This is a genomic window from Capnocytophaga endodontalis (assembly GCF_002209445.1).
In the GTDB taxonomy this organism is placed as follows: Bacteria; Bacteroidota; Bacteroidia; order Flavobacteriales; family Flavobacteriaceae; genus Capnocytophaga; species Capnocytophaga periodontitidis.
Window position 1 is genome coordinate 2,596,680 of record NZ_CP022022.1, and the last position, 25,650, is coordinate 2,622,329.

Here is a 25,650-nt window from a genome sequence, read left to right on the forward strand (position 1 = left end):
ATTTGCTAATTTTTTAAATCAATATATTTGGTTTCGTACTAAATCTTCAAAAGTCTCTGCTTTTCTGATGAGTCTCGCCTCACCATTTTGCCACAATATTTCAGCAGGACGCAAACGTGAATTGTAATTGCTTGCCATTGTATAGCAATATGCCCCTGCATTATGGAAACAAAGAATGTCTCCTTCAGTAATTTCAGCTATTTGTCGGTTAGAAGCAAAAGTATCTGTCTCACAAATATAGCCCACTACCGAATAGAAGCGTTTTTTACCCTCGGGATTAGAGAGGTTTTCAATATAGTGAGTTGCCCCGTAGAACATAGGGCGGATGAGGTGATTAAAGCCCGAATCAATACCCGCAAACACAGTGGAAGTAGTTTGTTTCACCACATTCACTTTCACTAAAAAGCGCCCTGCCTCACTTACTAAAAATTTACCAGGTTCAAAAGCTAAAGTAAGGTCGCGCCCGTACTCTTGACAGAACTCCGCAAAGCGTGTACTTAGGCGTTCGCCTAACTCCTCTATATTTGTTTGTATATCCCCCTCTTTATAAGGTACTTTAAAACCACTTCCAAAATCTATAAATTGCAAGTCCTTAAAGTTCTTTGCTGTTTCAAAGAGTATTTCGGCAGCATAAAGGAATACATCTATGTCTAAAATATCGCTACCCGTGTGCATATGGATACCGTTGATGTGCATTTTTGTATTCTCTACAATGCGCAAGATATGAGGTATTTGGTGAATACTAATCCCAAATTTACTATCGATATGTCCCACCGAAATATTGCTGTTACCCCCTGCCATTACGTGTGGGTTGATGCGAATGCACACTGGTACTTCAGGGTGTTGCGTGCCAAACTGTTCCAAGAACGAAAGGTTATCTATATTCAGCTGAACGCCCAAACGCATTGCCTCTTCAATCTCACTCATTGATACCCCATTAGGAGTAAAGATAATTTGTTCAGGAGCAAAACCTGCTAATAAACCTAATTGTACCTCTTGGATAGAAACGGTATCAAGTCCAGCACCTAAACTCTTCATCAGTTTCAAGACAGCAATATTAGAAAGCGCCTTCATTGCATAGTTGATACGCAATTTAGGTACTGAGGCAAAAGCATTGGTAAGACGTTGATATTGACTGCTAATTTTTTCAGCATCATATACATACACAGGATTTCCGTAGGTATGTGCTATATTTAGTAAGTCTTCTGTTTTCATTTTTTATTTTTCTAATTAAGACCGCAAAGGTAGTAATAATTTGGTAATTAGCCAATTTGTCGATTAGTAAATCACTCATAATTAGCTATTAGTTGTTACTTATTTTTTTGGGTTACTAAATCAAAAATAAAATTATAAGAGTCGTTTTTTCAATTTTTTGCTTTATATTTGCACAATGAAAAATAAATCTCAATGTCTCGTAGTTATAAAAAAGCCATTTTTAAAGATAGTGGAATAGGTAGAAAAGCCTATCATCGCATTGTAAGGCGACACAATGGTACAATTCTAAAAACAAAGATAAAGCACAATATTCTTTTAGATAACACTGAAATAGAGATTGAGCTAAAAGATGCTAAAACTATTGTAAATAGCTATAACTATTGCGATTGGAAAACTAATTGGGAACAAACTAAATTGAAAAAACTTCTTTCTCAAGAACAATTAAACAAGTGGAGAAGAAAATAAATCTCACAACAAAAAAATGAAAACCATCTCTGAAATACGCGCAGATTTTCCTATACTCAACCGCACAATCCACAATCGCCCGCTCATCTATTTTGATAACGGTGCGACCTCTCAAACACCTACTTCTGTGATTGAGACGATAGTACATTACTATACATATCAAAACGCGAATATCCATCGTGGAGTACACACCCTTAGTCAAGAGGCTACTGATGCTTATGAGCAGGCACGACAAAAACTACAACGCCATTTTAATGCTCGTAAATCTTCCGAAATTATTTTCACAGCAGGTACAACTCACGGCATCAACTTGGTTGCCAATGGCTATGCTGCTCTTATGAAAGAGGGTGATGAGGTGATTATTTCGGCTTCAGAACACCATAGCAATATAGTGCCTTGGCAGTTGGCTTGTGAGCGAAGTGGGGCTATTCTAAAAGTAATCCCAATGAATGAGCAGGGTATTTGGGATATGCAAGTCTATAGAGAATTGCTCAAAGAACGCACGCGAGTGGTATGTGTACAACACGTATCAAATGCGTTGGGCAATATACATCCTATTGCCGAAATTATAGCTCAAGCACACCGTGTAGGGGCTGTTGTATTGGTAGATGGAGCGCAAGCAGCCCCACATCTTCAACCCGATGTACAAGCTCTTGATGTAGATTTCTATGCTGTATCGGCTCATAAAATGTATGGACCTACGGGCGTAGGTATACTCTATGGCAAAGAAGAATTATTGTTGCAATTGCCTCCTTATCAAGGAGGGGGAGATATGATTAAACAAGTACAATTTGAAAAGAGTACTTATGCCGATTTGCCTTATAAATTTGAAGCAGGCACGCCTAATATTTGTGGCGGTATTGCCTTTGGTGCTGCTATTGATTACATACATTCCTTAGGTATAGAAGCTATAGCGGCTCACGAACATCAATTGTTAGCTTATGCCATTGAAAAACTGCAAACAATAGAAGGTATTATCCTCTATGGAAACCCCAATTTAACACAACGCACTGCTGTTATATCTTTCAACTTGCAGGGCGTACACCCTTACGATGTAGGGGTGATTCTCGACCAATTAGGGATAGCAGTGCGCACCGGTCACCATTGCGCGCAACCTATTATGGATTTTTATCAAATCCCAGGTACAGTGCGAGCGAGTTTTGCTGTATACAACACTTTTGAAGAGATAGATACTTTCGTGGAGGCTGTAAAAAAAGCTCAGAGTATGCTCAGCTAATTTATGAATCGACTAATTGACTAATTGACAAATTATTACTACCTTTGCCCCCTCAAACACCTAAAATCATTATGGAAGAAGTAAGATATGACGAGGATAGCATTCGCTCTCTCGACCCCTTAGAACACGTACGTTTACGCCCTGGTATGTACATCGGAAAGCTGGGAGATGGCTCTTCAGCTGATGATGGTATCTATGTGCTCCTCAAAGAAGTAATAGATAATAGCATCGACGAGTTTATAATGGGTGCGGGTAAAACCATCGACGTGAAAATCAACGATAATAAAGTAGAAGTACGTGATTATGGTCGTGGTATTCCCTTAGGAAAAGTAGTAGATGTAGTTTCTAAAATGAATACGGGGGGTAAATACGACTCTCGTGCGTTTAAGAAATCTATCGGACTCAATGGAGTGGGTACTAAGGCAGTGAACGCTCTTTCGGCTTACTTCAAGGTAGAATCGATACGCGATAATCAATCAAAATCAGCATCTTTTGAAAGAGGTATTTTAAAAGAAGAATCTCCTATAGAAGAAAGTACTAAAAGACGTGGTACAGGAATCGTTTTCATTCCTGATGATACCATCTTCAAAAACTTTAAATTTCGCAATGAGTATGTGGTGCGTATGCTTAAAAACTACGTATACCTCAACCCAGGGCTCACAATCAACTACAACGGCGAAAAGTTCTATTCTGAAAACGGACTTCGCGACCTTTTAGCTGAAAATAACAACGAAGAAGATTTCCTATACCCTATCATCCACCTCAAAGGCGAGGATATAGAGGTCGCTATTTCACATAGCAAAACCCAATACAGTGAAGAGTACTACTCATTTGTAAACGGACAAAACACCACGCAAGGAGGTACGCACCTCAACGCTTTCAAAGAGGCCTATGTAAAAACCATTCGCGATTTCTACAAAAAGAATTTCGACCCTTCGGATGTGCGTAAATCTATCATTGCGGGGCTTTCTATCAAAGTGATGGAGCCTGTGTTCGAGAGCCAAACAAAAACCAAATTAGGTTCTACCGAAATGGGCGAAGGAATGCCTACAGTGCGCACTTATATCAACGATTTCATAAGCCGAAATTTAGATGATTTCTTGCATAAAAATAATGAAATTGCCGATGCTATCTTGCGAAAAATTATGCAAGCACAACGAGAACGCGAAGAATTGGCAGGTATTCGCAAATTAGCCAAAGATAGAGCTAAAAAGGCAAACTTACACAATCGCAAACTCCGCGATTGCCGTGTGCATCTCACTGATACCAAAGATGAACGCGCTCTTCAAAGTACCTTGTTCATCACCGAGGGGGATTCAGCATCGGGGTCTATCACCAAGTCGCGTGATGTAACTACCCAAGCAGTCTTTTCACTGCGCGGTAAGCCGCTTAATACTTACGGGATGACCAAGAAAATAGTGTATGAAAATGAAGAGTTCAACCTTTTGCAAGCAGCTTTAAACATCGAAGATTCTATGGACGACCTCCGTTATAACAATATCGTAGTCGCCACCGATGCCGATGTAGATGGTATGCACATTCGCTTGCTACTTATCACTTTCTTTTTACAATTCTTCCCAGAAATCATCAAAGAGGGACACCTATATATATTGCAGACACCTTTATTTCGTGTGCGCAATAAGCAACAGAAGATATACTGCTATAGCGAAGAAGAAAAACAAGCCGCTATAGAAAAACTGAAAGGGAAACCTGAAATTACCCGATTTAAAGGATTAGGTGAAATCTCTCCTGATGAGTTTAAAGATTTCATAGGTGAAGATATCCGTTTAGACCCTGTGATGATGGATAAATCTATCCATACTGAGCAGCTTTTAGAGTTTTATATGGGTAAAAATACTCCTGATCGCCAAGAGTTTATTATCAACAATCTAAAAGTAGAAATCGATAATTTCGAGTAAAATAGGTTGTAGTACGACGGTTAAACGATTTTTTTCATCTGATAGTAATAAAGTTTACAACGAATATACCATAACATATAATTGAAAATCAGATTTTTGTGATATTAAAATTTTGTTTGTTTGATAATTATTCGTATCTTTGTAGCAACTTTATTCTTATAAAAGACTATTTAAATGAGAATTTTTAAGTACTACCTATTATTAATGGGATTGTATAGCACCTCATTACAAGCTCAAATCATTTTTACTGAAAGCCTTACCCCTGCAATTGACACAACAAAGGTGTGGCAGGGGAGCATTGCACCTGAAATAAATTTTAAAACAGAGAAAGACAATTTTTTTCAAGTGAAAAACAATACCAATGTGAGTATTCTGCTAAGTAATAAAAAGGCTTTTACACTTCTCAATCAGATAGAGATTACTAGTATTGGCAATACTGTGAATGTGAGTAATGGTTTTATACATATTGAATACCGTTATTTAGCCAAACCAAGATGGGAAATATATCCTTTTACTGAAGCTGTATGGGTACCCAGTAGAGGATTGCTATTGCGTATTGCTTCAGGAGGGCAATCGCGTTATCACTTTGTGCAATCAGAGCATTTCGTTTGGACAGGAGGTATTGGTTTTTTTTATGAATATGAGAAGTGGAATATGGATGGCGTACCTAACCTTACAGTACCCAATGAAACACGTGAGCAGCAAACCATCAAAGCGCGTTTTGCAATGGGGTTAAAAGTAATCTTTACCGAAAAATGGAACTTCACTACCAGCGGCTACTTACATTCACGTTTAGACAGCAATGTAAAAAATCCGCGTTTTGCCTATAGTTTTGACCTCAAACATCACTTTACCGAACATTTTGGAGCATGGCTCTCTTATCAAGCAATCCAACACACTAAACCTATCTTCCCTATCAAAAAACTCTACGCTGTAGTAACAGGAGGTATTTTCTTTACGTGGTAAATTATTAATCTTTTGTTTTATTCTTCTTCGTTTGCCACACGATGCCCCCTACAAGCCATAACATTAATAATATAGCACCTACTAAACTGAGGTTGCTACCTGTTTTTACTATTTGAGGTTCAAATACAAAGCGTATTTCGTGTTTGCCTGCAGGTACAGAAAGTGCTCTCAAAGTATAATCTACACGATAAATAGGCGCTTCTTTGCCATCGATAGTAGCTTTCCAGCCGTGAGGGTAATACATTTCGGAGAAAACTGCCAAACCATTGTGAGGATTGTTACTTTCGTATATCAGTTCATCAGGACGTACATTCTTTAGTGTAATCACTGCAGTTGTATCGACGGTGTATTGTGTGGGAAGAGTTGTTTTCAAATCATTGGCTGTTGCCAAAGCTTCTTGAGCAGGTTTAAATTTCTCTAAAGCCTGCATTACCTCATCATCATTATTTTTTAAACTGAGTTGTTTTACAAACCACGCACTGCCTAAAGCATCATCATTATGTATGGGTTGCATTTGTCCTTCTTGGTTACGCAAAATTATATATTTCACGTTCAGCATATTGAGGACTTCCATATTACCTTTAGCGATTTGGTAATCAAAAAGTTCCTGCAAGCGTTTGGGTTTGGCAGCGTGATAGCCTCCAATAGAATGGTGGAAATACGAAGTGCGTGCCCCATTGATCCCCACTTGAGGTTCATAAACACGATAATAACTCTTATCTTGCAGAATTGCTCTATCAGCAGCGGTTTCCTCAAAAGGATTTTCTATTTGGTATTTATCTACAAAACTATCTTTATTTACATAGCGTTTGGCTACCCCTCCCAAATCAAAGAAAAGCAAGACTAAAAGTGCAATTTGCATTCCCCTAAGTGGGATTTTTTTGTATTGATAGAGAAACAAAGTTAAAGCGGTGAGGAGGAAAAGCACTGTATTTCTCAACACATCGGCGGTATAGATGCTCTTGCGGTCTTCCACTATAGCTTGAAGTATTTGTTGGTTTGCATAGTAACTATCGTTAGCGCCTTGAAAGTCTAAGAATCCTTTGGCTAACAAAAGTACTCCCATTAATCCTAAGCAAATATAAAGGGTGTGAAGTAGGTATTTTTTGCGTTGTTCTTCTTCTGTTTTAAGGAATTGTTGCAGTCCGACGATTGCCAATATAGGCACACAGAGTTCCAAGAGCACTTGTATAGACGATACTGCTCTGAACTTGTTGTAGAGCGGAAAATAATCAATCATAAAATTGGTAAGGATACCGAAATTTTTACCCCACGAGAGCACGAGAGCCATTAGCGAGCCTGCCAAGAGCCACCATTTGAGTCGGTTTTTCACCACAAAGAGAGCTAACACAAAGAGGAAGAACACTACTGCGCCTATATAGGCAGGAGCGGCTACCAAAGGTTGGTCACCCCAATAGGTAGGTAAATGTTTTGTTTCGTTGAGAGCTTGTTCAGGAGGCGCTCCTAATTGCAATAAAACTTCATAAGTGTGAGAATCTTTACCTAAATCTTCACCGTTAGAGCCCCCTAAGAGACGTGGAACAATAAGGTTCAATGATTCGGTGATACCATAACTATATTCGGTGATATAGTCGTGAGAGAGTCCGCTACTTTGTTTTTTAGGAGTTCCTTCTGGGGTAAAAGTGAGTGTAGATTTACTGCGCGTACTCCAATCGGCATATTCGCTGGTAGTGAGTAGCAGGGTAGCATTGGCGAGCACGCTCACCACCACAGCCCCCACAAGTACAGCAGTTGCTTTTGCAAAATCATTGAGTTGTTTATCTTTAACAGCTTTATAGAGCCATCCAGCGCCTAAGAGCAGTACTAAAAGAAGTAGGTAGTACGTCATCTGGAAGTGGTTGGCAGAGAGTTCTAAAGCCAAAGCCACTGCTGTGAGCAAGCCTCCCCAAAGGTATTTCCGCTGAAAAACCATCAAGATACCCGCCAATACGGGTGCAAAATAAGCAATAGCGTGTGCTTTAGAGTTATGTCCTGCCTCTAAGATGATAATCAGGTAAGTAGAAAGCCCAAAAGCAATAGCCCCCAAGAAAGCATTTTTGTAATCTACTTTGAGCACCAAGAGCAAAATATAAAACCCTACGAAGTATAAAAAGAGGTAATCGGCAGGACGTGGCAAGAAGCGTAGTGTCCTATCCAATTGTTTTACAAGGTCGTTAGGGTACTGCGCCCCCAATTGATAGGTAGGCATACCACCAAAGGCACTATTCGTCCAATAGGTTTCTTTGTTTTCTGTTTGGCGGTAGTCGTTGCGTTCTTTTGCCATACCCGTGTACTGAGCAATATCACTTTGGAATATGCCTTTCCCCTGCAATACGGGATAGAAAAAAGCGAGCGCAATGACTGCGAATAGCGCAATTATAACAATGTGGGGGGTAATTTTCTTTGCCATTGTGAATTAAATTTCTTCGTAATCAATATATTCGCCTACTTGCTTGGTAGCTTGAGGGTTTTTAGAATGAGGATTATTATTGATAATTGTTTGTTCTCCAGCTTGTCGTTGAGAGCGATTTTGTTCGTAAGTATTTTGTTGGTATTGATTTTGAGCGCGTTCAAATTCCTTTTGCATTCTCTGGCTCATTCGGGTGAGGAAAAAGCGCATTATAGAAGGAGCAAAAGCGCGCATAAGGATTCTTATCCCCAAGAATATCAATATAATAATCAGGATTGTTCGTATAAATCCTGTGAAAGAAGCTTCTGCCATCATTTCTATTTTTTTAGTTTCATTGGGGCAAAGGTAGAAAGAAATTAGCAAATTAGCAAATTTATAAATCTCAGTATATTTTTGTTCGTTATTCATTGTTAATTATCAATTATTTTCTACCTTTGCCACATCAAAATATAAAACGAAGAAATACAATGAATATCCAACAACTTACCGACCTTACTACGCAGGTGCGTAGAGATATCCTCAGAATGGTTCACAAAGTAAATTCAGGACACCCAGGAGGCTCTTTGGGCTGTGCCGAATTTCTCGTTTGCCTCTACAACGAGGTAATGGACATAAAACTTCCTTTTACAATGGACGGCAAAGACGAGGATTTATTTTTCCTCTCTAACGGACATATATCTCCCGTATTTTACAGCGTTTTAGCCCGCCGTGGCTTCTTCCCTATAAGCGAACTGAATACTTTCCGCTTGCTCAACTCACGCTTGCAAGGACACCCTACCCCTCACGAAGGTTTGGAAGGCGTACGCGTGGCTTCAGGCTCCTTAGGACAAGGACTTTCAGTAGCCATTGGGGCAGCACTTGCTAAAAAGCTCAACGGCGACAAGCACCTTGTATATACCCTCCACGGCGATGGCGAACTACAAGAAGGACAAATATGGGAAGCGGCAATGTACGCAGGCGGTAAAGGGGTAGACAACCTCATAGCTACTGTGGATTACAACCACAAACAGATTGACGGTCCTACTGATGCTGTAATGCCTTTAGGTAACCTTCGCGCTAAATGGGAAGCCTTTGATTGGCAGGTAATCGATATTGAAAAAGGCAACGATATTGCTTCTATCTTAAAAGGATTGGCAGATGCCAAAGCCTTAACTGGCAAAGGTAAACCGGTGTGTATCTTACTCCACAGCGAAATGGGGAATGGCGTAGACTTTATGATGGGTACTCACGCTTGGCACGGCAAAGCTCCTAATGATGAGCAATTGGCTAAAGGTTTAGCACAGAACCCTGAAACGTTGGGCGATTATTAATTAGCAGATTAGCAAATTAGAAAATTAAAAATTGATATTTATGGCTGAAATTACTGAAAGATTAGCTGATAGTGAAGAAAAAGAAGAGCTTTTAGCTTTGAAAGAAAAAGCTATTGACTTGCTAAAAGAGAACAATTTCGCTTGTGATGAAAGCAATCCTAAAGAAGTAGCTACTTCTTTAAGACATTTTATTGATGTTTATAAAGAGCAAAAAGTTACTACCGATACCTTAGCATACGACAAGGTAGATTTAGCTTATGGTTTAGGAGAATTATTTGCTAATGCAGTAATGAATTTCTATCAATGGGAGTATTTCTATCTTGATAAAGGCAACGATGTCGCTGGTTTTGCAGTAGTAAATCCTAATAAAAAATGGTATATCTTTGTTCATCATTATCTCTACGATTTACTTTTTGATGAAGAAAAGGAAAACAACCTATTACTAAATTTCAATATGCTTGAAGCAAGTGTATTAACACCTTATGAAAAACCTAATCAAAAGTATATAGGGTTAAGTTAAGAATTATACGTAATATAAACTACTTTGTCAAAGTCCTTAAAGCCTACCGTGCTACGGTCTTTGGCAAAGTTTTTTTATTATTAAAGAAACTATGTACAAAATTGCTACTTGGAATGTTGAGCGTCCTAAAAAAGGAACTCAAAAAACAGCTCTTGCCATAGCAAAAATTGAAGAACTCAACGCCGATGTTTTAGTACTTACTGAAAATGCTACTAGTATATCATTAACGGAATTATATCCGTTTTCTGTACATTCTTTAGCTTATGAAAGAACTCCTGAAGAACATTGGGTTTCTATCTTCTCTAAATGGCAAATCACTGAACAAATACAAACTTTCGACAACTACCGAACAGCTTGTGCTGTAATAAAAGCACCTTTTGGGGATATTACTGTTTTTGGGACAATTATTCCTTACCATCAAGCAGGAGTATCAGGAGTTAGGTATGGAAATTTAGGGTATAAACAATGGGAATATCACGAAAAAGACTTGCACCAGCAGGCTAAGGATTGGCAACGTATTACAGAAGAAACTCAAAACCCTTTATGGGTAGTGGGTGATTTTAACCAAAGCCGATATAACCATCAAGGATATGGCACTGAAAAAGTAAGACAACTACTTTCTGATTATCTCAAGAAACTAAATTTAACTTGCGTAACAGAAGGAGACCTCTCCCCTTTTCTACACCCTGATCCTATTAAAAACAAGATAAGAAATAACATAGACCATATTTGTATTTCCAATTCCTTTATCAAAGAAATGAAAGAATATCAAGTAGGAGCTTGGGATCATTTCAATGAAGAGGGAAAATATATGTCCGACCACAATGGAGTTTTTATTAGTTTTGAGATTTAAAATTTGTCAGTAAAGATATTTTAATTATTTTTGCATAAGAAAAGAGCAAATCAGCTTATCGCTACGAAAGTAGAGGAAAGTCTGGACACCACAGAGCATCATAGCGGGTAACACCCGTCCGCCGTGAGGCGAGGACAAGTGCAACAGAAAGAATGTATGGGTAATGCCATAGTGAAATCAGGTAAACTCTATGAGGTGCAACGCCGCGTAAACCAGCTTTTGAGGGTTGCTCGCCCGATGTTGGAGGGTAGGCGGTTAGAGCTAATGAGCAATCATTAACCGAGATAAATGATAAGCACTTATCAGCAATGATAAGTACAGAATCCGGCTTATGATTTGCTCTTTTTTTATGGTCTAAAACAAAAGGGAAGGCTGTCCGAAAAGTTTAGTTTAAACTTTTAAGGACAGCCTCTTTTTTATCAAATTATCTAATTTAAATCTATTTACAATTGATAAGTTGTTTGAGTGCGCTCATTTCCTTATACTTTTCACGGGCCTCCCCAGCAGGATAACCAAAGTAAGTTTGTCCGCCCTCTAACGATTTAGAAATACCACTTTGGGCTAAAATCACTGCTTTTTCACCTATGGTGATTCCGCTGGTCATTCCCACTTGCCCCCAAATAGTTACTTCGTTTTCTATCACCACACAACCAGCAATGCCTGTTTGTGAGGCGATGAGGCACTTCTCGCCTACTACTGTATCGTGACCTATGTGTACTTGGTTATCTATCTTAGTTCCTTTCTTGATAGTGGTATCACCTGTTACTCCTCTATCAATGGTACAAAGGGCACCTAAATCAACATTATCTTCAATTACTACACGACCGCCAGACTTGAGTTTATCAAAACCTTCAGGGCGTTTTTTGTAGTAGAAAGCATCGGCTCCGAGCACTGTACCGGCGTGAATAGTTACATTATCACCTATTACACAATCATCGTAAATACTCACATTGGAATGGATACGACAGTTGTTACCTATTACTACATTGTTCCCCACAAAAGTACCTGGTTGCACTACTGTATTTTCACCTATACGAGCTGAAGGCGCTATGAGTGCTGTTGCTTTTTGGAAAGGTTTAAAAAAGTCGGTGAGTTTATTGAAATCACGAAAAGGGTCATCGGAGATTAAAAGAGCTTTCCCTTCCGGACATTCCACTTCTTTATTAATTAGTACAATGGTAGCCTTAGAGTGCAAAGCTTTTTCGTAATACTTAGGATGATCTACAAAAACTATATCACCAGCTTGTACGACGTGAATTTCGTTCATTCCAAGTACTGGAAAATCTTTTGCTCCGACGTATTTTGCATTGATAATAGTCGCTATTTGTTCAAGAGTATAAGGTTGTGAGAAGCGCATAATTAGTCTTTCATTCTTTCGACGTAAGTACCTTTTTCAGTTTCTATTTTAATACGGTCGCCTTCGTTGATGAAAAGAGGTACATTGACAGTAGCTCCTGTTTCGACAGTAGCAGGTTTGGTGGCATTGGTAGCGGTATTACCTTTAACACCAGGTTCTACGTGTGTAACAGTGAGGATAACATTAGCAGGCATTTCTACTGAAAGAGGAGTTTCGTCTTCGGCATTGAAGATTACCATCACAGTTTCACCTTCTTTAAGCAAATCGGGGTAATCGAGCATATCTTTACGGATGTGCACTTGGTTGAAGTCGTCGTTATTCATAAATACGAATTCATCACCTTCGGCATATAGATATTGGAAAGAGCGAGTTTCGACACGTACATCTTCAATTTTGTGACCGGCAGAGAAAGTGTTGTCGAGGATTTTACCTGTGGTAACACTTTTGAGTTTGGTACGCACAAAAGCAGGACCTTTACCTGGTTTTACGTGTAGGAATTCAATGATTTTGTAGATATCGTGATTGAAGCGAATGCACAATCCTTTTTTAATGTCTGCGGTTGTTGCCATTTATTTTATTTTAAGTTATTTGTTTTTAGTTTTAAGTTCTTAGTCTTTTATTAATTCACCGTGATAGCCTTTCATAATACCGTGTTGAGAGCGACGGACAAATTGCAAAATTTCATCGCGTTCGACGGTAGCTTCCATTTCGGCTTCTATATAGTCCAAGGCGTGAGAGGTACTAAGTTTTTTTTGGAATAGTACGCGGTAGATATCTTGTATTTCGCGTATTTTCTCGGTAGTAAAGCCACGGCGATGTAACCCTATAGAGTTGACTCCAACATAAGAGAGAGGGTTTCGAGCAGCCTTCACATAAGGAGGAACATCTTTGCCTACAAGTGAACCGCCAGTTACAAAGGCATAACTCCCAATAGAGCAAAACTGATAGACAGCCGTCATACCAGCCATCACAGCACAATTACCAACAGTTACATGCCCTGCAAGAGTAGTACCGTTAGAGAAAATACAATTATCACCAACAATGCAATCGTGAGCGATATGAGAGTAAGCCATTATTAGACAATTATTACCGACTACGGTTTTCATACGATCGACGGTACCTTTGTTGATAGTTACGCACTCTCTAATAGTAGTATTATCACCTATGTGAGTAGTGGTTTCTTCACCTTTATACTTGAGGTCTTGTGGAATGGCTGAGATAACAGCTCCCGGGAAAATTTTGCAGTTTTTCCCGATACGTGCGCCCTCCATAATGGTTACGTTAGGTCCTATCCAAGTGCCTTCACCTATTTCTACATTTTTACTAATTGTAGTAAAAGGTTCAATCACTACATTTTTAGCGATTTTAGCATCGGGGTGGACATAAGCTAAAGGTTGAATCATATACTTTTATTTTACTTTAACAATTTGAGCCATCAGCTCAGCTTCGGTAGCTAACTTGCCATTCACATAAGCGTAGGCTTGCATGTGACAAATACCACGGCGAATAGGGGTTAGCAATTCTAATTTAAATATAAGGGTATCCCCTGGTACCACTTGTACTTTGAACTTCGCATTATCGATTTTCATAAAGTAAGTGAGGTAGTTTTCGGGGTCGGGGACGGTACTGAGTATCAAGACACCTCCGGTTTGAGCCATTGCTTCAATTTGGAGTACTCCAGGCATTACAGGAGCTCCGGGGAAGTGCCCAATGAAGAAAGGTTCGTCCATTGTTACGTTCTTTAAGCCCACGACATGTTTATCGGAAAGTTCAAAGATTTTGTCGACCAACAAGAATGGTGGACGGTGAGGTAACAATTTCATTATATCAACAGTGTTGAGCAAGGGAGGTTGATTGATATCTATAGAAGGAACGTTGTTACGACGTTCATTTTTTATAATCTTAGAAAGTTTCTTAGCAAATTGGGTATTAGTAAAGTGCCCAGGTTTAGTAGCAATCACTTTTCCGCGAATGCGTGTACCTACCAAAGCCAAATCGCCTATTACATCTAATAGTTTATGACGAGCAGCTTCGTTAGGGTAATGCAAAGTAAGGTTATCAAGCACTCCGTTAGGTTTTACAGAAATATTATCTTTGTTGAAAACCTTTTTGAGTTTTTGCATTGTACTATCAGAAATTTCTTTATCTACGTAAACAATAGCGTTGTTCAAATCTCCACCTTTAATCAAACCGTGGTCGAGCAAGGCTTCAAGCTCGTGCAAAAAACTAAAAGTACGAGCATCGGCTATTTCGGTTTTAAATTCGGAAAGTTTATTGAGGTAAGCATTTTGAGTACCCAATATTTTAGTACCGAAATCTACCATTGTAGTCACTTGGTATTCCTCGGCAGGGATGAGTGTAATCTCACTACCTGTTTCTTCGTTTACATAAGTAATTACTTGTTTTACTATATACTCATCTCGTTCGGCATCTTGAGGAGTGATACCTGCTTTTTCAATAGCTTCTACAAAGTATTTAGAGGAACCATCCATAATAGGAGGTTCAGAGGAGTTGAGCTCAATAATCACATTATCCAAATCCATACCGACGAGCGCTGCTAAGATGTGCTCACAAGTTTGGATTTTCACCCCTTTTTTTTCTAAGACTGTGCCACGTTCAGTACTTGCTACATAGGTAGCATCCGCTTCGACAACAGGGTTTCCTTCTAAATCGGTACGTACAAAGGTAAAACCATTGCCTACTGAAGCTGGTTTAAGCACCATTTTTACTTGTTTACCAGTATGTAACCCGATGCCTTCTAAGGTAATTTCTTTGGATAAAGTATTTTGCTTTATCATAGTGTATTTATTTTAATTTTTTTTCTAATTCTTCTAAGCGTTTAAGCAAGTTAGGTAATTTCCTAAAAATCACATAAGCTTTGTTGTATTCGGCGTGCCCTAAGGCGGGAGAACCTTGTATTGCTTCATCATCTTTAAGGTTGCGACCTACCCCTGTTTGGGCTTGTATTTTCACGCGATTGCCTATTACTAAGTGACCTACGATTCCCACTTGACCACCTATCATACAATTTTCGCCTACTTTAGTTGAGCCAGCGATACCTGTTTGGGCGGCAATCACTGTATTTTTACCTATTTCTACATTATGAGCAATGTGTATTTGGTTGTCTAATTTTACTCCCTTACGAATGATAGTAGAGCCTAAAGTTGCACGATCTATAGCTGTTTCTGCTCCTATATCGACAAAGTCTTCAATCACGACATTGCCTATTTGTGGGACTCTACTGAATTCTCCTTTCTCATTAGGTTGGAATCCGAATCCATCGGCACCTAACACTACTCCACTGTGGAGCATACAATCTTTACCTATGACAGTTTCGGAATATATTTTACAGCCTGCAAAAATAATAGTCCCCTCACCTACTGATGAGTTATCACCTATATAAGTATTGGGATAGATTTTTACATTATCGTTTATCACTACATTTTCGCCAATATATACAAAAGCTCCTATATATACGTTTTGTCCTATTTTAGCAGATGGAGCGATAAACGAAGGTTGCTCTATACCTACTTTATTCATTTTCACTTGATTGTAGAACTCTAAGAGTTTAGTAAAAGCGGCATAAGCATCGTCTACTCTCACTAAGGTTGCTGATATTTTATCTTCAGCCTCAAAGTCCTTATTTACAATCACTATGGATGCCTGAGTGGTATAGATAAAATGTTTATATTTAGGGTTTGCCAAAAAAGATATACTCCCTTCACTTCCCTCTTCAATTTTTGAAAGTTTATAGACTTCAATTTGGGGATTTCCTTCCACTTCGCCGCCGAGTACATTGGCTATTTGTAATGCTGTAAATTTCATTTAATTAGTTTATAATCAAAACGATATAGGGCTATATTTATATGTTTTCACCTTGTAAAAAGGTTATTTTTCGCAACAAAAGTATAAAAATTATTTTATATAGCACTCATTTTACTATTTTTTTTCTCTATTGAGTAATTTTACCTTCTCTTTTTTCGCCTTATTTTGGATAGCAAATGTAGTATCGTTCGGTTACTTGAGAGAGGGGTTCTAAGTTGATGGCTTCAGAGGTTTTACTGAGATCTACTACTCTACCGTTTTTAGTGAGTATTTTTATAATTTCATTTTCGGGGTTATAAGCTCTGTTAGTCATCACTCCTGTAAAGACAAAGTACTTCATATCTTTTTCATCTACTCCTTTGGCAAGTGATAGTTTTTGGAGTCTTTTTATCTTTTGCTCTTCAAAATCGTTTAAGCGGACTTTTATTTTCAGTAAATCGCGGTTAAGCAACATTTTGCTGAGTTTAGAGAGCACTACATCAGGGTAAAACTGCCATTCTTTCATTGCTGAGATGATATCGGTATCGTCTAAACGAGCAAACATCTCAAGTACTTCTTGTGAAAAATCATCTTTGGATATTTTGTTTTTCACGAAGAAAGCTAAAGCGGTGGACATAGTGAGTTTTTGACCTTGTTGTACTAATTCCTTAGCACGATTGAGCAATCTAATTAATATTTGTTCGGCGGCTACGCTGGTTTTGTGCAAATACACTTGCCAATACATCAATCGCCGGGCTATCAGGAATTTTTCGACAGAGTACAAGCCTTTTTCTTCGACTACTAATTCGTCGTTGCGCACGTTAAGCATTGAGATAAGGCGTTCAGAATTGATATTTCCTTCGGCGACTCCGGTGTAGAAGCTATCGCGCTTGAGGTAATCGGCTCTATCCATATCCAACTGACTTGAGATGAGTTGGTGCATAAACTTACGAGGGTAAGTACCTTGAAAGATTGCGATAGCAGTCTCCAACTTACCATTGAATACCTTGTTAAGCTCTTGCATAAAGAGAAGTGAGATTTCTTCGTGCGAAATACCTTCGACAATGCTGTGTTCCATAGCGTGTGAGAAAGGTCCGTGCCCTATGTCGTGCAACAATATGGCAATATAGAGACCTTCAGCTTCTTTATCGGAAATTTGAACACCTTTGAAGCGGAGCATCTCTACTGTTTTCTGCATCAAGAACACACATCCCAATACGTGCTCAAAGCGGGTGTGTTTAGCACCAGGAAACACCAAATAGGACAGCGCCATTTGATTGATACGCCTGAGTCGCTGAAAATAAGGGTGCTCAATGATATCGAACACCAGAGTGCTGGGGATATGGATAAACCCATAAATAGGGTCATTGATAATTTTTAGCTTATTTCTTGACCGCATTGAATTGTTTGTTTTTTAACCACTCGGCAGTAGCTTGATAAGTACCAATACAAGCATCTGCTTGTTCTTTATTCACATTATTTTCTTTTATTTGCTCATAAAACAAGGGATACTCTTGCGAAGGTTGTTCGGCTTCTTTGCGCAAACTGTATTGAGTGGTTTTTCTCAAAGGTGATATAATAGTGAGCTTGTCAGGGGTTAAGTAACCTAAATCCTGATAAGTAGCAATATAAGCACGCGGTTGATAGCCTTCTTTTAGCACATCCTGTCCTATGAACTTAGAGGTATAATTGAAATTTAGCAAACCAAAAACGGTAGGCATCACATCTATTTGTGATATCATTGTATCTACTTTTTTAGGAGTGATAAAGTCGGCTACAATAAAACAAGGGATACGATAGCCATCTAAAGGCAGTTCGGTGCTACCCGCACTCGATGCACAATGGTCGGCTACAATCACAAAAATAGTGTTTTTGTACCATTTTTGTTGTTTTGCCATCTCAAAGAATCGCTTGAGCGCATAATCGGTATATTTTACTCCACCTGCACGTCGTTTTTCAGTAGGAGGGATATCAATTTTACCTTCAGGATAAGTAAAAGGGCGGTGATTGCTCACGGTCATCCAGTGATTGAAGAACGGTTTTCCAGATTTAGCTTGTTCATTCATCACCTTTATAGCTTTGTTTGCCATATCTTCATCGCAAACGCCCCAAATATTAGAGAAAGTAACTTCTTCGGGTGCAAAGTTCTTACTATCTACAATATCGTAGCCATTACCAGTGAAGAAATCCTTCATATTATCAAAATAACTATCGCCTCCATATAGGTATTTCACATCATAACCTTTACTTTTGAACACGCTACCCGTGGTAAACTTATCTTTATTGTCTTTGCGCTTCACCACGCTTTCCCCTGGAGTAGGTGGTATACAAAGAGTTAGGGCTTCCAATCCTCTCACAGTACGGTTACCTGTAGCATACAAATTAGTAAAAAACAAGCTGTTATTAGCTAAGCTATCCAAGAAAGGCGTACGATTATCAGTATTACCATACATTGTAAGGTATTCTGCTGAAAGACTCTCTACTGAAATAAGGAGCACATTGTGGTGTACTTCGGTAGTATCGCCTACAATTTTTCGTTCGAGGGCAGGCGCATTGAGTTGTTTAAGCACAATACTTTCAGCTTCTTTTTCTGGCAAGGTAGGATAAAACTGAAAGAAGTCTAACTCACTATGAGTAAAAGCGTAATAAAACTTGTAAACACCATTGCTTTGTATTTCTTGAGCAAAAGTATTTTCGGCACTAATGGTATCAAGTCGTGGCAAACTCCACATTCCTACAAGAGCAAGCAATAAATAGACTATGAACAATGCAGTTTTTTCCAACAGTGTAGGGATAGTTTTTAAAACGCTCTTAGTTTTTATAAATAAATAAATGGTAATAGCCAAAACTACGACAAACACTCCTGAAAACAAAGGTACTATAGGGTAGCTCTCCATTATATTACCTATCACTTCATTGGTATAAATAAGGTAATCTACTGCAATAAAGTTATAACGAATCCCGAACTCATTCCAAAAGAAATATTCGCTTACTGCATTCATCACTATGGCAAATACATAGATAGCCAACGTAATAAAATACAGTGCATTGCGCAGTTGGGCTCTGTACTTAGGTAAAAAGAGCAAAAGAGCAAAACACAACGTTTTAAAGCCGAAGAAAGCTAATGCGATTTCGGGAATCACACCTCCGTATTGAGCAAATATATTGTTAGGATAAAACTGTATATAGAGTAGTATGAGGATAAATGCTCCTAAAATAATGCCACCATAAGGTTTTTTGTACTTTACATTGGCAATAAATAGGAAATAAAGCATTAAAATACTGCTTGCCAATACTATCACAAAAGCGTCGGATAGTAAGCCTATGAAAAGCATCTTAAACACACTCCACACCGAAAATGTAGTAGCAGTAATAGGGTGTAGCATAAAGACAATGCGCATCACAAACGATACGATAAGGTATAAGGCAGCTATATATGTAAAAGGCTTTATTCTTTCTAAAACGGATTTCATAGATGTTTATTTTTAAATGACAGACATTGTGATTTTTCTCTTAAAAAAAGAAACGCCTTAAAAAGACTCATAAGGCGTTTCATCTTTAAAATGAAAAAAAAATTTTAATTTACTGGTTATTATTGAGCATAATTGGCATTGCCAACATCAGCACTTTTTCTCCTTCATCAAGACCATCGATAGGTGTGATAAGTCCGGCACGATTTGGCAAGGACATTTCTATCAAGATTTCGTCGGAGTCTAAGTTGTTGATCATTTCTTTTAGGAACTTAGAGTTGAATCCTATTTCTAAATCGTCACCTTGATAATTACAAGTGAAGCGTTCTTCACCTTTATTGCTATAATCTACATCTTCAGCTGAGATTACCAAGTTAGAACCTGCTACTTTTAATCGTACCTGATGTGTAGTTTTATTAGAGAACAACGACAGACGATTGATAGAGCTATAGAATTGTGAACGATTTAGGATGAGTTTGTTAGGATTTTCTTTAGGAATTACCGCATCGTAGTTAGGATATTTACCATCAATAAGGCGGCAGATGAATTCCATATCGTCAAAAGAGAATTTAGCATTGCTCTCGTTGTACTCTATTGTTACTTCGGTTTCACTACCTGCTAAAATACCTTTGAGGATGTTCAAAGGTTTTTTAGGCATAATGAAATCGGCGGCATCGTTAGCTTTGATATCTAATCGTTCGTATTTCACTAATTTATGAGCATCAGTACCGACGAAAGTGAGTCCGTTTTCGCTAAATTGGAAGAGAATACCACTCATTGTTGGGCGGAGGTCGTCGTTCCCAGCGGCGAAGATTGTTTTTTGTACAGCAGTAGCTAACACATCGCCTAACAAAGTTACTTTACTTGCTTCGGGCAAAGCTACAGGACGAGGAAACTCCTCACCATCTAAATAAGCTAAAGTATAATTACCTGTAGTAGAACTAATTTCTATTACATTATTTTCTTTTACCAAGAAAGTAAGCGGTTGTTCTGAAAAGGTTTTAAGAATATCTATCAACAATTTAGCTGATACGGCAATACTACCTTGAGAATCTGATTCGACTTCCAAAGTACCTCTTACAGTGGTTTCTAAATCGGAAGCCGAGATAGTTAAAGAATTGGTAGATAGTTCAAACAAAAAGTTATCGAGTATAGGCATAGTGTTGTTGTTATTAATCACACCGCCAAACACTTGTAACTTCTTCAATAGGTAAGAACTCGATACTATAAACTTCATATTTTTATGTATTTTTAAATAACAAATCTCACTCCATTATGGAGTAATAATGGCAAAAGTAGTAATAATATTTATCACTGCCAAATATTTTGGAATATTTTTTATCTGGCGAATTATCAATGATTTTTTGAGTTCTCGGAGAATCTTGGAGAAACGCAAGGAAAATTGATTATTAGATTTTGAATAAACAAGACTTTTTTGTGTGAATGTTTACAAATATTCCTACATAATACACTTTAAAAATAATTAATTATCAACGTATTCAATTTAAAACTTTGGTAAGAGAAGCAACAGAAAATTTGTAATTCAATTCTAATAAATTACTTTTTTACAAATAACAGCTAATAATTACCATACACTAAGTCAAACTCATCAATAATGGTAACAAAAGCAGAAGGTAAATATTCTCTACGTATTTTATCTACTATAACTTGTGACATCTCCTTATAAAAAGCTATTGCTATACCTCCTGTTATGCAAGCAATGGTATCGCTATCACCACCTAATGAAATTGCTAATCGTATAGCACTATCATAGTCTGTGCTCTCCAAAAAGGCAACAATTGACTGGGGTACTGTACCTTGACAACTTTCGTCAAATGGAAATGTAGGGCGTATTTCATCAAGAGTAAAATCTAAATCATATTCAAACATTTCTGTCATATAAGCCTTTATTGCTGCTTTACTCTTGCCTATTCGCGCCAGATAAATAGCTACTGCTATAGCTTGCGCTCCTTTAATTCCTTCGGGATGATTATGTGTTACTTCTGCTGTTTGCGCTGCCTTATCTAACACTATCCCCAAATCATTATAAGCAAAACCCACCGCACTTACACGCATTGCCGAACCATTCCCCCAACTATTGTAGGGTGGTGCGGGGGTATCGTGTGCTAACCACTTAAAAAAACTTGTTCCATAACCTCTATTTGGATAACGCTTACCATAGTCTAATATTGTTTGAGCAAAATCCTTATTGTGAAGGATCGCATCGGCTATGGCAATAGTCATTACTGTATCATCCGTAAAGGTTGTTTCTCTTTTAAATAGTGGAAAATCAGTAGTTCGTGTGTTGTTAAATTCGTATACTGAACCGATCACATCTCCTGCTATTGCTCCTAAGATCGTCTGTTTCATAACTAATAATCAATTAGTTGATTATGTATTACTCAATGGTTTGCATTTCTACTAATCGTTTGTACATACCATTTTTTTGTATTAGTTCGCTGTGGGTACCTTGTTCTACGATACGTCCTTTTTGCATCACGACAATCAAGTCGGCATTTTGTATAGTGGAAAGGCGGTGAGCTATAACTATAGAGGTACGGTGTTTCATCATATTCTCTAAAGCGTTTTGCACCAATCGTTCGCTTTCGGTATCGAGTGCTGAAGTAGCTTCGTCGAGTACCATTATAGGGGGATTTTTCAGTACTGCACGGGCAATACTCAAGCGCTGTTTTTGTCCACCGCTCAGTTTGCTACCTGCATCACCTATATTAGTTTCAAAACCTTCAGGCAAGTCGTTTATAAACTCATAGGCGTTAGCGATTTTGGCTGCTGTTATAAGTTCCTCATCGGTAGCATCGGGTTTACCTATCAGTAGGTTGTTCTTTATGGTATCATTAAAGAGTATAGAGTCCTGCGACACTACCCCTATAAGTTTGCGCAAGGAAGTGGTTTGCATATCTTTTACATCCACTCCATCGATGAGGATTGCACCTTCGTTTACATCGTAAAAACGAGTGATTAGGTTAGCAATAGTACTTTTTCCACTCCCTGATTGCCCTACTAAAGCTACTGTTTTTCCTTTAGGCACTTCTAACGAAAAATGGGAGAGCACGGGTTGTTCAGCATAAGCAAAAGTAACCTCTTTTAAGGTGATAGCTGTAGTAAAATTTTTTATCACCACAGCGTTTTCACGTTCTTTGATGGGGTTTTCGTAATCGAGTATTTCCAAGATACGCTCGGCAGCAGCATTTCCGCGGCGCATATCGTAAGAAGCTTTGCTGATAGCTTTAGCAGGTGTGAGGATATTGTAAGCCAAGCCCATAAAAGCGATGAACTGAGTTCCCTCTAAAGTTTTGTCGACCAACACCAGAGAACCACCGAACCACAACAATATAGCAATCATCAAGATACCGAGAAACTCACTCATAGGGGATCCTAAGTTTTGTCTATTCATTACCTTGTTGCTTAATCGGTTAAAGGTTTGGCTAGAGTCGGCAAATCGCTTGGAGAATATACTTTCGGCATTGAATGCTTTGATGACACGCAATCCGCCTATAGTTTCTTCTATCAGAGAAAGAAATCGCCCTTGTTCTTGTTGTACTGCTATAGAGTTCTTTTTAAGAGATTTACCTATTTTAGAAATGATAGCTGCTGCAATAGGAATAAATATAAAAGTAAACAGAGTGAGTTTTACGCTGATGCCTAACATTACTAAAATAGAAAATATGATGGTAAGAGGCTCACGTATAAACGATTCTAATGCTGAAAGCATAGAGTTTTGTACTTCGTTTACATCACCTATCATACGGGACATTATATCACCCTTGCGTTGATCGGAAAAGAAAGCTATTGGCTGATTGACTACTTTTTTATACAGATTATTGCGCAAATCTTTAAGTACCCCATTACGAAGATAGGTAATAAAAAAAGAAGCTAAATAACTGAATAAATTTTTTAGTAAGAAAAGAGAAAGCACCAAAGCAATCACAATTGCTAATGCCCAAATGGTATTCTCGCCTGCTAGCGCACCTACTTTATAGTTCAAATAGGCTTTGCCATAACTACCCAGATCTAATAAATTTCCTGAATAGACAGGTTCTTGGAACATAGGTTGCGTTTTGCCAAAAAGGACATCGAGCATAGGAATCAGTGCGACAAACGATAAGGCGCTGAAAAGTGAGTAGAGTATATTAAAAAATATATTCAGAAACGCCTGTTGTTTATAGGGCAATAGGTAAGGGATAAATCTCTTGAGTTTCATTCTTATTTTTTGTATTTTTTAACGGTTTCGTCCCTTCTTAACTTTTGATTATCAGTATATACAAATTCAGGAACGAAATAGATTTGGCGAGGTACTTCGTACTTTAGCATATCTTTATCCATATAGATATCGTGAGCTAAAGTAGGGTAATCTTTTTCATCGCCTTGTACATATAACACAGCGCGCTGTCCTAATTCATCATCAGGTTCTTTGGTAATAAAGTAATCTCCTTTGATATACTTTTTGATTTTGCGTTCTACACTTTCAGGGAAGACCTTAAAACCGCCAGAGTTGATGATATTGTCGAAACGTCCTAACCACTCAAACTCATTGTGAGAGATAAGGTTTACCATATCGTTTGTAACTACAGGGTGATCGGCTATTAAAGGAGCATTGATTACTAAGCAATGGCGGTCGTCTTGGGTGAAAATCACATTAGGCATTGCCTTGTAAGTAGTTTCGTGTTCCTCGGTGTGATTTACCTTACGCATCGCAATATGCGAAATGGTTTCGGTCATTCCGTAAGAAGAGTATACTTCGGTAGAAATATTCTGTAATTTAGCTTCTAACTCACCATCAATAGAAGCTCCGCCTAAAATTAGTTTTTTTACACGAGGTAAATCGGTAAGAGATTTTGCTGCTTGTAAAGGAATCATTGCACAGAAATCGTAATTTTTATTGGTGAGCGATAGCGGCATAGATGAAGGTCTGATAATATCGAGGTGCAAGCCCAGAACAATTGCACGAATGAGCATCATTTTTCCTGCGATAAAATCGGCTGGCAGACACAACAGAGCACGGTCTTTGGGTGAAAGGTTTAGATATTCACCTGTAGCCAAAGCAGAGTTTACCATTCCTTGTTTTTTAAGTTGAATTTGTTTAGGGATACCTGTTGATCCTGAGGTTGTAGCTTCGATATAATCTTTATTATCAAGCCAATCCAAAAGAAATCTTCCTACCGCTTTACGGTAAGGCAAGCCATCCTTTACATAGGCTACTGCTAAAATGATTAAGCGTTCTCTATCAATAGGGAAACCGTTGATTCTAAAATCTTTATGTACAAATTTGTAATCTATTTCTTCCATATAAAATAATATTATTGTTTAGATAGCAATTGCAAAACTACAATTTTTAAACGAAATAGACAAAATTAAATACAAATATTAGATTTTTTCTACTTGAAGCTACAATGAAAAAAGTTACCCTTGATATCAAACCTCTCAATTCTGGAAAATTATATTCATTTAGAAAAAATCACTAATTCATAGATAGCAAATAGAAAAATCACCTTAGTATTTCTTTTTATTTTTTAGCTGTATTTGAGCATTTTACAAAAAAACAGCAAAAATATTTTCTCTAATGTTCAGTTTTATATCAAAAAAATTCTTAATTTTACCGCATCAAATTCAAATATTATGTATCAATTAGACCGCATAGATTTAAAAATCTTAGATGAACTACAAAAAGATAGCAAACAATCGGTTAAAAGTCTATCTGAAAAAGTAGGTTTATCAATTACTCCTGTTCACGAACGTATTAAACGGATGGAAAATACAGGTGTTATTCAAAAATATGTTGCTGTTGCTGACCCTAAAGCCCTTGGGAAAAGGCTGATAGCTTACTGCCAAGTAAAACTTTTGAGACACAGTGGACAACTATTTGAAGAATTTGAGAAATACATTAGTAATCTTGACGAAGTGCTTGAAGCCTCGTATATGGCAGGTAGTTACGATTTCCTCCTGAAAGTTATACTCAACGATATGGAAGATTATCAGAAATTTGTTGTACAGAAACTTTCTAAAATGGAAATTATTTCTAATATTCAAAGTTCTTTTATAATTCAACAAATCAAAAATACCTCTTGGATTAAAAGTATAAACGAAGAAGAAACTGAATAAAATC

The 25,650-nt window shown here is 37.9% G+C and carries 22 protein-coding genes and 1 other RNA gene; 9 read left to right on the top strand and 14 right to left on the bottom strand.

Annotation, left to right across the window (positions count from 1 at the left end; translation table 11 throughout):
* Positions 1-18 precede the first annotated feature (18 nt).
* A complete protein-coding gene (gene lysA / locus CBG49_RS11745) occupies positions 19-1,215 on the bottom strand; it encodes a diaminopimelate decarboxylase (RefSeq protein WP_088594617.1) in 1,197 nt (398 codons plus the stop codon).
* A gap of 192 nt (positions 1,216-1,407) precedes the next feature.
* Here lysA and CBG49_RS11750 point away from each other — a divergent pair, with 192 nt between their 5' ends.
* The 4 genes from CBG49_RS11750 (at position 1,408) to CBG49_RS11765 (ending at position 5,802) form a co-directional block, all read left to right on the top strand.
* A complete protein-coding gene (locus tag CBG49_RS11750) occupies positions 1,408-1,680 on the top strand; it encodes a hypothetical protein (protein WP_088594618.1) in 273 nt (90 codons plus the stop codon).
* A gap of 16 nt (positions 1,681-1,696) precedes the next feature.
* The gene (locus CBG49_RS11755) at positions 1,697-2,917 is read left to right on the top strand and encodes an aminotransferase class V-fold PLP-dependent enzyme (RefSeq protein ID WP_088594619.1); all 1,221 of its coding nucleotides are present in this window, start codon (positions 1,697-1,699) and stop codon (positions 2,915-2,917) included.
* A gap of 71 nt (positions 2,918-2,988) precedes the next feature.
* Positions 2,989-4,836 carry a DNA topoisomerase IV subunit B gene (locus CBG49_RS11760; RefSeq protein WP_088594620.1) on the top strand — a complete coding sequence of 616 codons (1,848 nt, stop codon included), beginning with the start codon at positions 2,989-2,991 and terminating at the stop codon, positions 4,834-4,836.
* Positions 4,837-5,010: 174 nt separating this feature from the next.
* Positions 5,011-5,802, top strand: coding sequence for a DUF481 domain-containing protein (locus tag CBG49_RS11765; protein ID WP_227002887.1), 792 nt, complete (start codon positions 5,011-5,013; stop codon positions 5,800-5,802).
* 4 nt (positions 5,803-5,806) lie between these two features.
* Here CBG49_RS11765 and CBG49_RS11770 read toward each other — a convergent pair whose 3' ends face one another.
* Together CBG49_RS11770 and CBG49_RS11775 are read right to left on the bottom strand one after the other, a co-directional pair.
* Entirely contained in the window at positions 5,807-8,212 is a 2,406-nt protein-coding gene (locus CBG49_RS11770; RefSeq protein ID WP_088594622.1) for a YfhO family protein, read from the bottom strand.
* A 6-nt stretch (positions 8,213-8,218) separates the two neighbouring features.
* Positions 8,219-8,620 carry a DUF4834 family protein gene (locus CBG49_RS11775; protein ID WP_088594623.1) on the bottom strand — a complete coding sequence of 134 codons (402 nt, stop codon included), beginning with the start codon at positions 8,618-8,620 and terminating at the stop codon, positions 8,219-8,221.
* 59 nt (positions 8,621-8,679) lie between these two features.
* Between CBG49_RS11775 and CBG49_RS11780 the strand changes: the two genes are divergently transcribed.
* From CBG49_RS11780 to rnpB, 4 genes are all read left to right on the top strand, one after another.
* Positions 8,680-9,522, top strand: a complete 843-nt coding sequence (locus tag CBG49_RS11780) for a transketolase (protein WP_088594624.1) — start codon at positions 8,680-8,682, stop codon at positions 9,520-9,522.
* A gap of 40 nt (positions 9,523-9,562) precedes the next feature.
* A complete protein-coding gene (locus CBG49_RS11785; protein ID WP_088594625.1) occupies positions 9,563-10,042 on the top strand; it encodes a hypothetical protein in 480 nt (159 codons plus the stop codon).
* A gap of 91 nt (positions 10,043-10,133) precedes the next feature.
* Entirely contained in the window at positions 10,134-10,895 is a 762-nt protein-coding gene (locus tag CBG49_RS11790; RefSeq protein WP_088594626.1) for an endonuclease/exonuclease/phosphatase family protein, read from the top strand.
* Positions 10,896-10,937: 42 nt separating this feature from the next.
* Positions 10,938-11,242, top strand: an RNA gene (gene rnpB, locus CBG49_RS11795) — RNase P RNA component class A.
* Between the two features lie 92 nt (positions 11,243-11,334).
* Here the strand turns inward: rnpB and CBG49_RS11800 are convergent.
* The 11 genes from CBG49_RS11800 to CBG49_RS11850 form a co-directional block, all read right to left on the bottom strand.
* A complete protein-coding gene (locus CBG49_RS11800) occupies positions 11,335-12,252 on the bottom strand; it encodes a UDP-3-O-(3-hydroxymyristoyl)glucosamine N-acyltransferase (protein WP_088594627.1) in 918 nt (305 codons plus the stop codon).
* A gap of 2 nt (positions 12,253-12,254) precedes the next feature.
* The gene (efp, locus tag CBG49_RS11805; protein ID WP_009414345.1) at positions 12,255-12,821 is read right to left on the bottom strand and encodes an elongation factor P; all 567 of its coding nucleotides are present in this window, start codon (positions 12,819-12,821) and stop codon (positions 12,255-12,257) included.
* A gap of 39 nt (positions 12,822-12,860) precedes the next feature.
* Positions 12,861-13,655, bottom strand: a complete 795-nt coding sequence (gene lpxA / locus CBG49_RS11810) for an acyl-ACP--UDP-N-acetylglucosamine O-acyltransferase (RefSeq protein ID WP_009414346.1) — start codon at positions 13,653-13,655, stop codon at positions 12,861-12,863.
* 6 nt (positions 13,656-13,661) lie between these two features.
* Entirely contained in the window at positions 13,662-15,050 is a 1,389-nt protein-coding gene (locus CBG49_RS11815; protein WP_088594628.1) for a bifunctional UDP-3-O-[3-hydroxymyristoyl] N-acetylglucosamine deacetylase/3-hydroxyacyl-ACP dehydratase, read from the bottom strand.
* A 7-nt stretch (positions 15,051-15,057) separates the two neighbouring features.
* Complete coding sequence (lpxD, locus tag CBG49_RS11820) at positions 15,058-16,077, bottom strand: UDP-3-O-(3-hydroxymyristoyl)glucosamine N-acyltransferase (protein WP_088594629.1); 1,020 nt, start codon at positions 16,075-16,077, stop codon at positions 15,058-15,060.
* A 160-nt stretch (positions 16,078-16,237) separates the two neighbouring features.
* Positions 16,238-17,455 (bottom strand): HD domain-containing protein, encoded by a 1,218-nt coding sequence (locus CBG49_RS11825; protein WP_088594630.1) that lies wholly within the window; start codon positions 17,453-17,455, stop codon positions 16,238-16,240.
* Positions 17,439-19,529: an LTA synthase family protein gene (locus tag CBG49_RS11830; RefSeq protein WP_088594631.1), complete on the bottom strand. Its 2,091-nt coding sequence runs from the start codon at positions 19,527-19,529 to the stop codon at positions 17,439-17,441. Before CBG49_RS11830 ends, CBG49_RS11825 begins: the two co-directional genes overlap by 17 nt.
* A gap of 109 nt (positions 19,530-19,638) precedes the next feature.
* A complete protein-coding gene (gene dnaN, locus CBG49_RS11835; protein WP_088594632.1) occupies positions 19,639-20,763 on the bottom strand; it encodes a DNA polymerase III subunit beta in 1,125 nt (374 codons plus the stop codon).
* Positions 20,764-21,104: 341 nt separating this feature from the next.
* Positions 21,105-21,896 carry an ADP-ribosylglycohydrolase family protein gene (locus CBG49_RS11840; RefSeq protein ID WP_193433068.1) on the bottom strand — a complete coding sequence of 264 codons (792 nt, stop codon included), beginning with the start codon at positions 21,894-21,896 and terminating at the stop codon, positions 21,105-21,107.
* Positions 21,897-21,924: 28 nt separating this feature from the next.
* Entirely contained in the window at positions 21,925-23,748 is a 1,824-nt protein-coding gene (locus CBG49_RS11845; RefSeq protein WP_009412370.1) for an ABC transporter ATP-binding protein, read from the bottom strand.
* Positions 23,749-23,750: 2 nt separating this feature from the next.
* Entirely contained in the window at positions 23,751-24,833 is a 1,083-nt protein-coding gene (locus CBG49_RS11850; protein WP_009412371.1) for an AMP-binding protein, read from the bottom strand.
* 330 nt (positions 24,834-25,163) lie between these two features.
* Between CBG49_RS11850 and CBG49_RS11855 the strand changes: the two genes are divergently transcribed.
* Positions 25,164-25,646 (top strand): Lrp/AsnC family transcriptional regulator, encoded by a 483-nt coding sequence (locus CBG49_RS11855; protein WP_034555180.1) that lies wholly within the window; start codon positions 25,164-25,166, stop codon positions 25,644-25,646.
* Positions 25,647-25,650 lie beyond the last annotated feature (4 nt).

Excerpts from the sequence above, each read along its gene's own strand:
- CBG49_RS11780 (WP_088594624.1), top strand. The coding sequence starts at position 8,680 with ATGAATATCCAACAACTTACCGACCTTACTACGCAGGTGCGTAGAGAT.
- CBG49_RS11755 (WP_088594619.1), top strand. The coding sequence starts at position 1,697 with ATGAAAACCATCTCTGAAATACGCGCAGATTTTCCTATACTCAACCGC.
- efp (WP_009414345.1), bottom strand. The coding sequence starts at position 12,821 with ATGGCAACAACCGCAGACATTAAAAAAGGATTGTGCATTCGCTTCAAT.
- CBG49_RS11825 (WP_088594630.1), bottom strand. The coding sequence starts at position 17,455 with ATGCGGTCAAGAAATAAGCTAAAAATTATCAATGACCCTATTTATGGG.
- CBG49_RS11775 (WP_088594623.1), bottom strand. The coding sequence starts at position 8,620 with ATGAATAACGAACAAAAATATACTGAGATTTATAAATTTGCTAATTTG.
- CBG49_RS11830 (WP_088594631.1), bottom strand. The coding sequence starts at position 19,529 with ATGAAATCCGTTTTAGAAAGAATAAAGCCTTTTACATATATAGCTGCC.
- CBG49_RS11765 (WP_227002887.1), top strand. The coding sequence starts at position 5,011 with ATGAGAATTTTTAAGTACTACCTATTATTAATGGGATTGTATAGCACC.
- CBG49_RS11785 (WP_088594625.1), top strand. The coding sequence starts at position 9,563 with ATGGCTGAAATTACTGAAAGATTAGCTGATAGTGAAGAAAAAGAAGAG.
- CBG49_RS11770 (WP_088594622.1), bottom strand. The coding sequence starts at position 8,212 with ATGGCAAAGAAAATTACCCCCCACATTGTTATAATTGCGCTATTCGCA.
- lysA (WP_088594617.1), bottom strand. The coding sequence starts at position 1,215 with ATGAAAACAGAAGACTTACTAAATATAGCACATACCTACGGAAATCCT.
- CBG49_RS11800 (WP_088594627.1), bottom strand. The coding sequence starts at position 12,252 with ATGCGCTTCTCACAACCTTATACTCTTGAACAAATAGCGACTATTATC.
- CBG49_RS11760 (WP_088594620.1), top strand. The coding sequence starts at position 2,989 with ATGGAAGAAGTAAGATATGACGAGGATAGCATTCGCTCTCTCGACCCC.
- CBG49_RS11790 (WP_088594626.1), top strand. The coding sequence starts at position 10,134 with ATGTACAAAATTGCTACTTGGAATGTTGAGCGTCCTAAAAAAGGAACT.
- CBG49_RS11850 (WP_009412371.1), bottom strand. The coding sequence starts at position 24,833 with ATGGAAGAAATAGATTACAAATTTGTACATAAAGATTTTAGAATCAAC.
- CBG49_RS11750 (WP_088594618.1), top strand. The coding sequence starts at position 1,408 with ATGTCTCGTAGTTATAAAAAAGCCATTTTTAAAGATAGTGGAATAGGT.
- lpxD (WP_088594629.1), bottom strand. The coding sequence starts at position 16,077 with ATGAAATTTACAGCATTACAAATAGCCAATGTACTCGGCGGCGAAGTG.
- CBG49_RS11815 (WP_088594628.1), bottom strand. The coding sequence starts at position 15,050 with ATGATAAAGCAAAATACTTTATCCAAAGAAATTACCTTAGAAGGCATC.
- CBG49_RS11845 (WP_009412370.1), bottom strand. The coding sequence starts at position 23,748 with ATGAAACTCAAGAGATTTATCCCTTACCTATTGCCCTATAAACAACAG.
- CBG49_RS11840 (WP_193433068.1), bottom strand. The coding sequence starts at position 21,896 with ATGAAACAGACGATCTTAGGAGCAATAGCAGGAGATGTGATCGGTTCA.
- lpxA (WP_009414346.1), bottom strand. The coding sequence starts at position 13,655 with ATGATTCAACCTTTAGCTTATGTCCACCCCGATGCTAAAATCGCTAAA.
- CBG49_RS11855 (WP_034555180.1), top strand. The coding sequence starts at position 25,164 with ATGTATCAATTAGACCGCATAGATTTAAAAATCTTAGATGAACTACAA.
- dnaN (WP_088594632.1), bottom strand. The coding sequence starts at position 20,763 with ATGAAGTTTATAGTATCGAGTTCTTACCTATTGAAGAAGTTACAAGTG.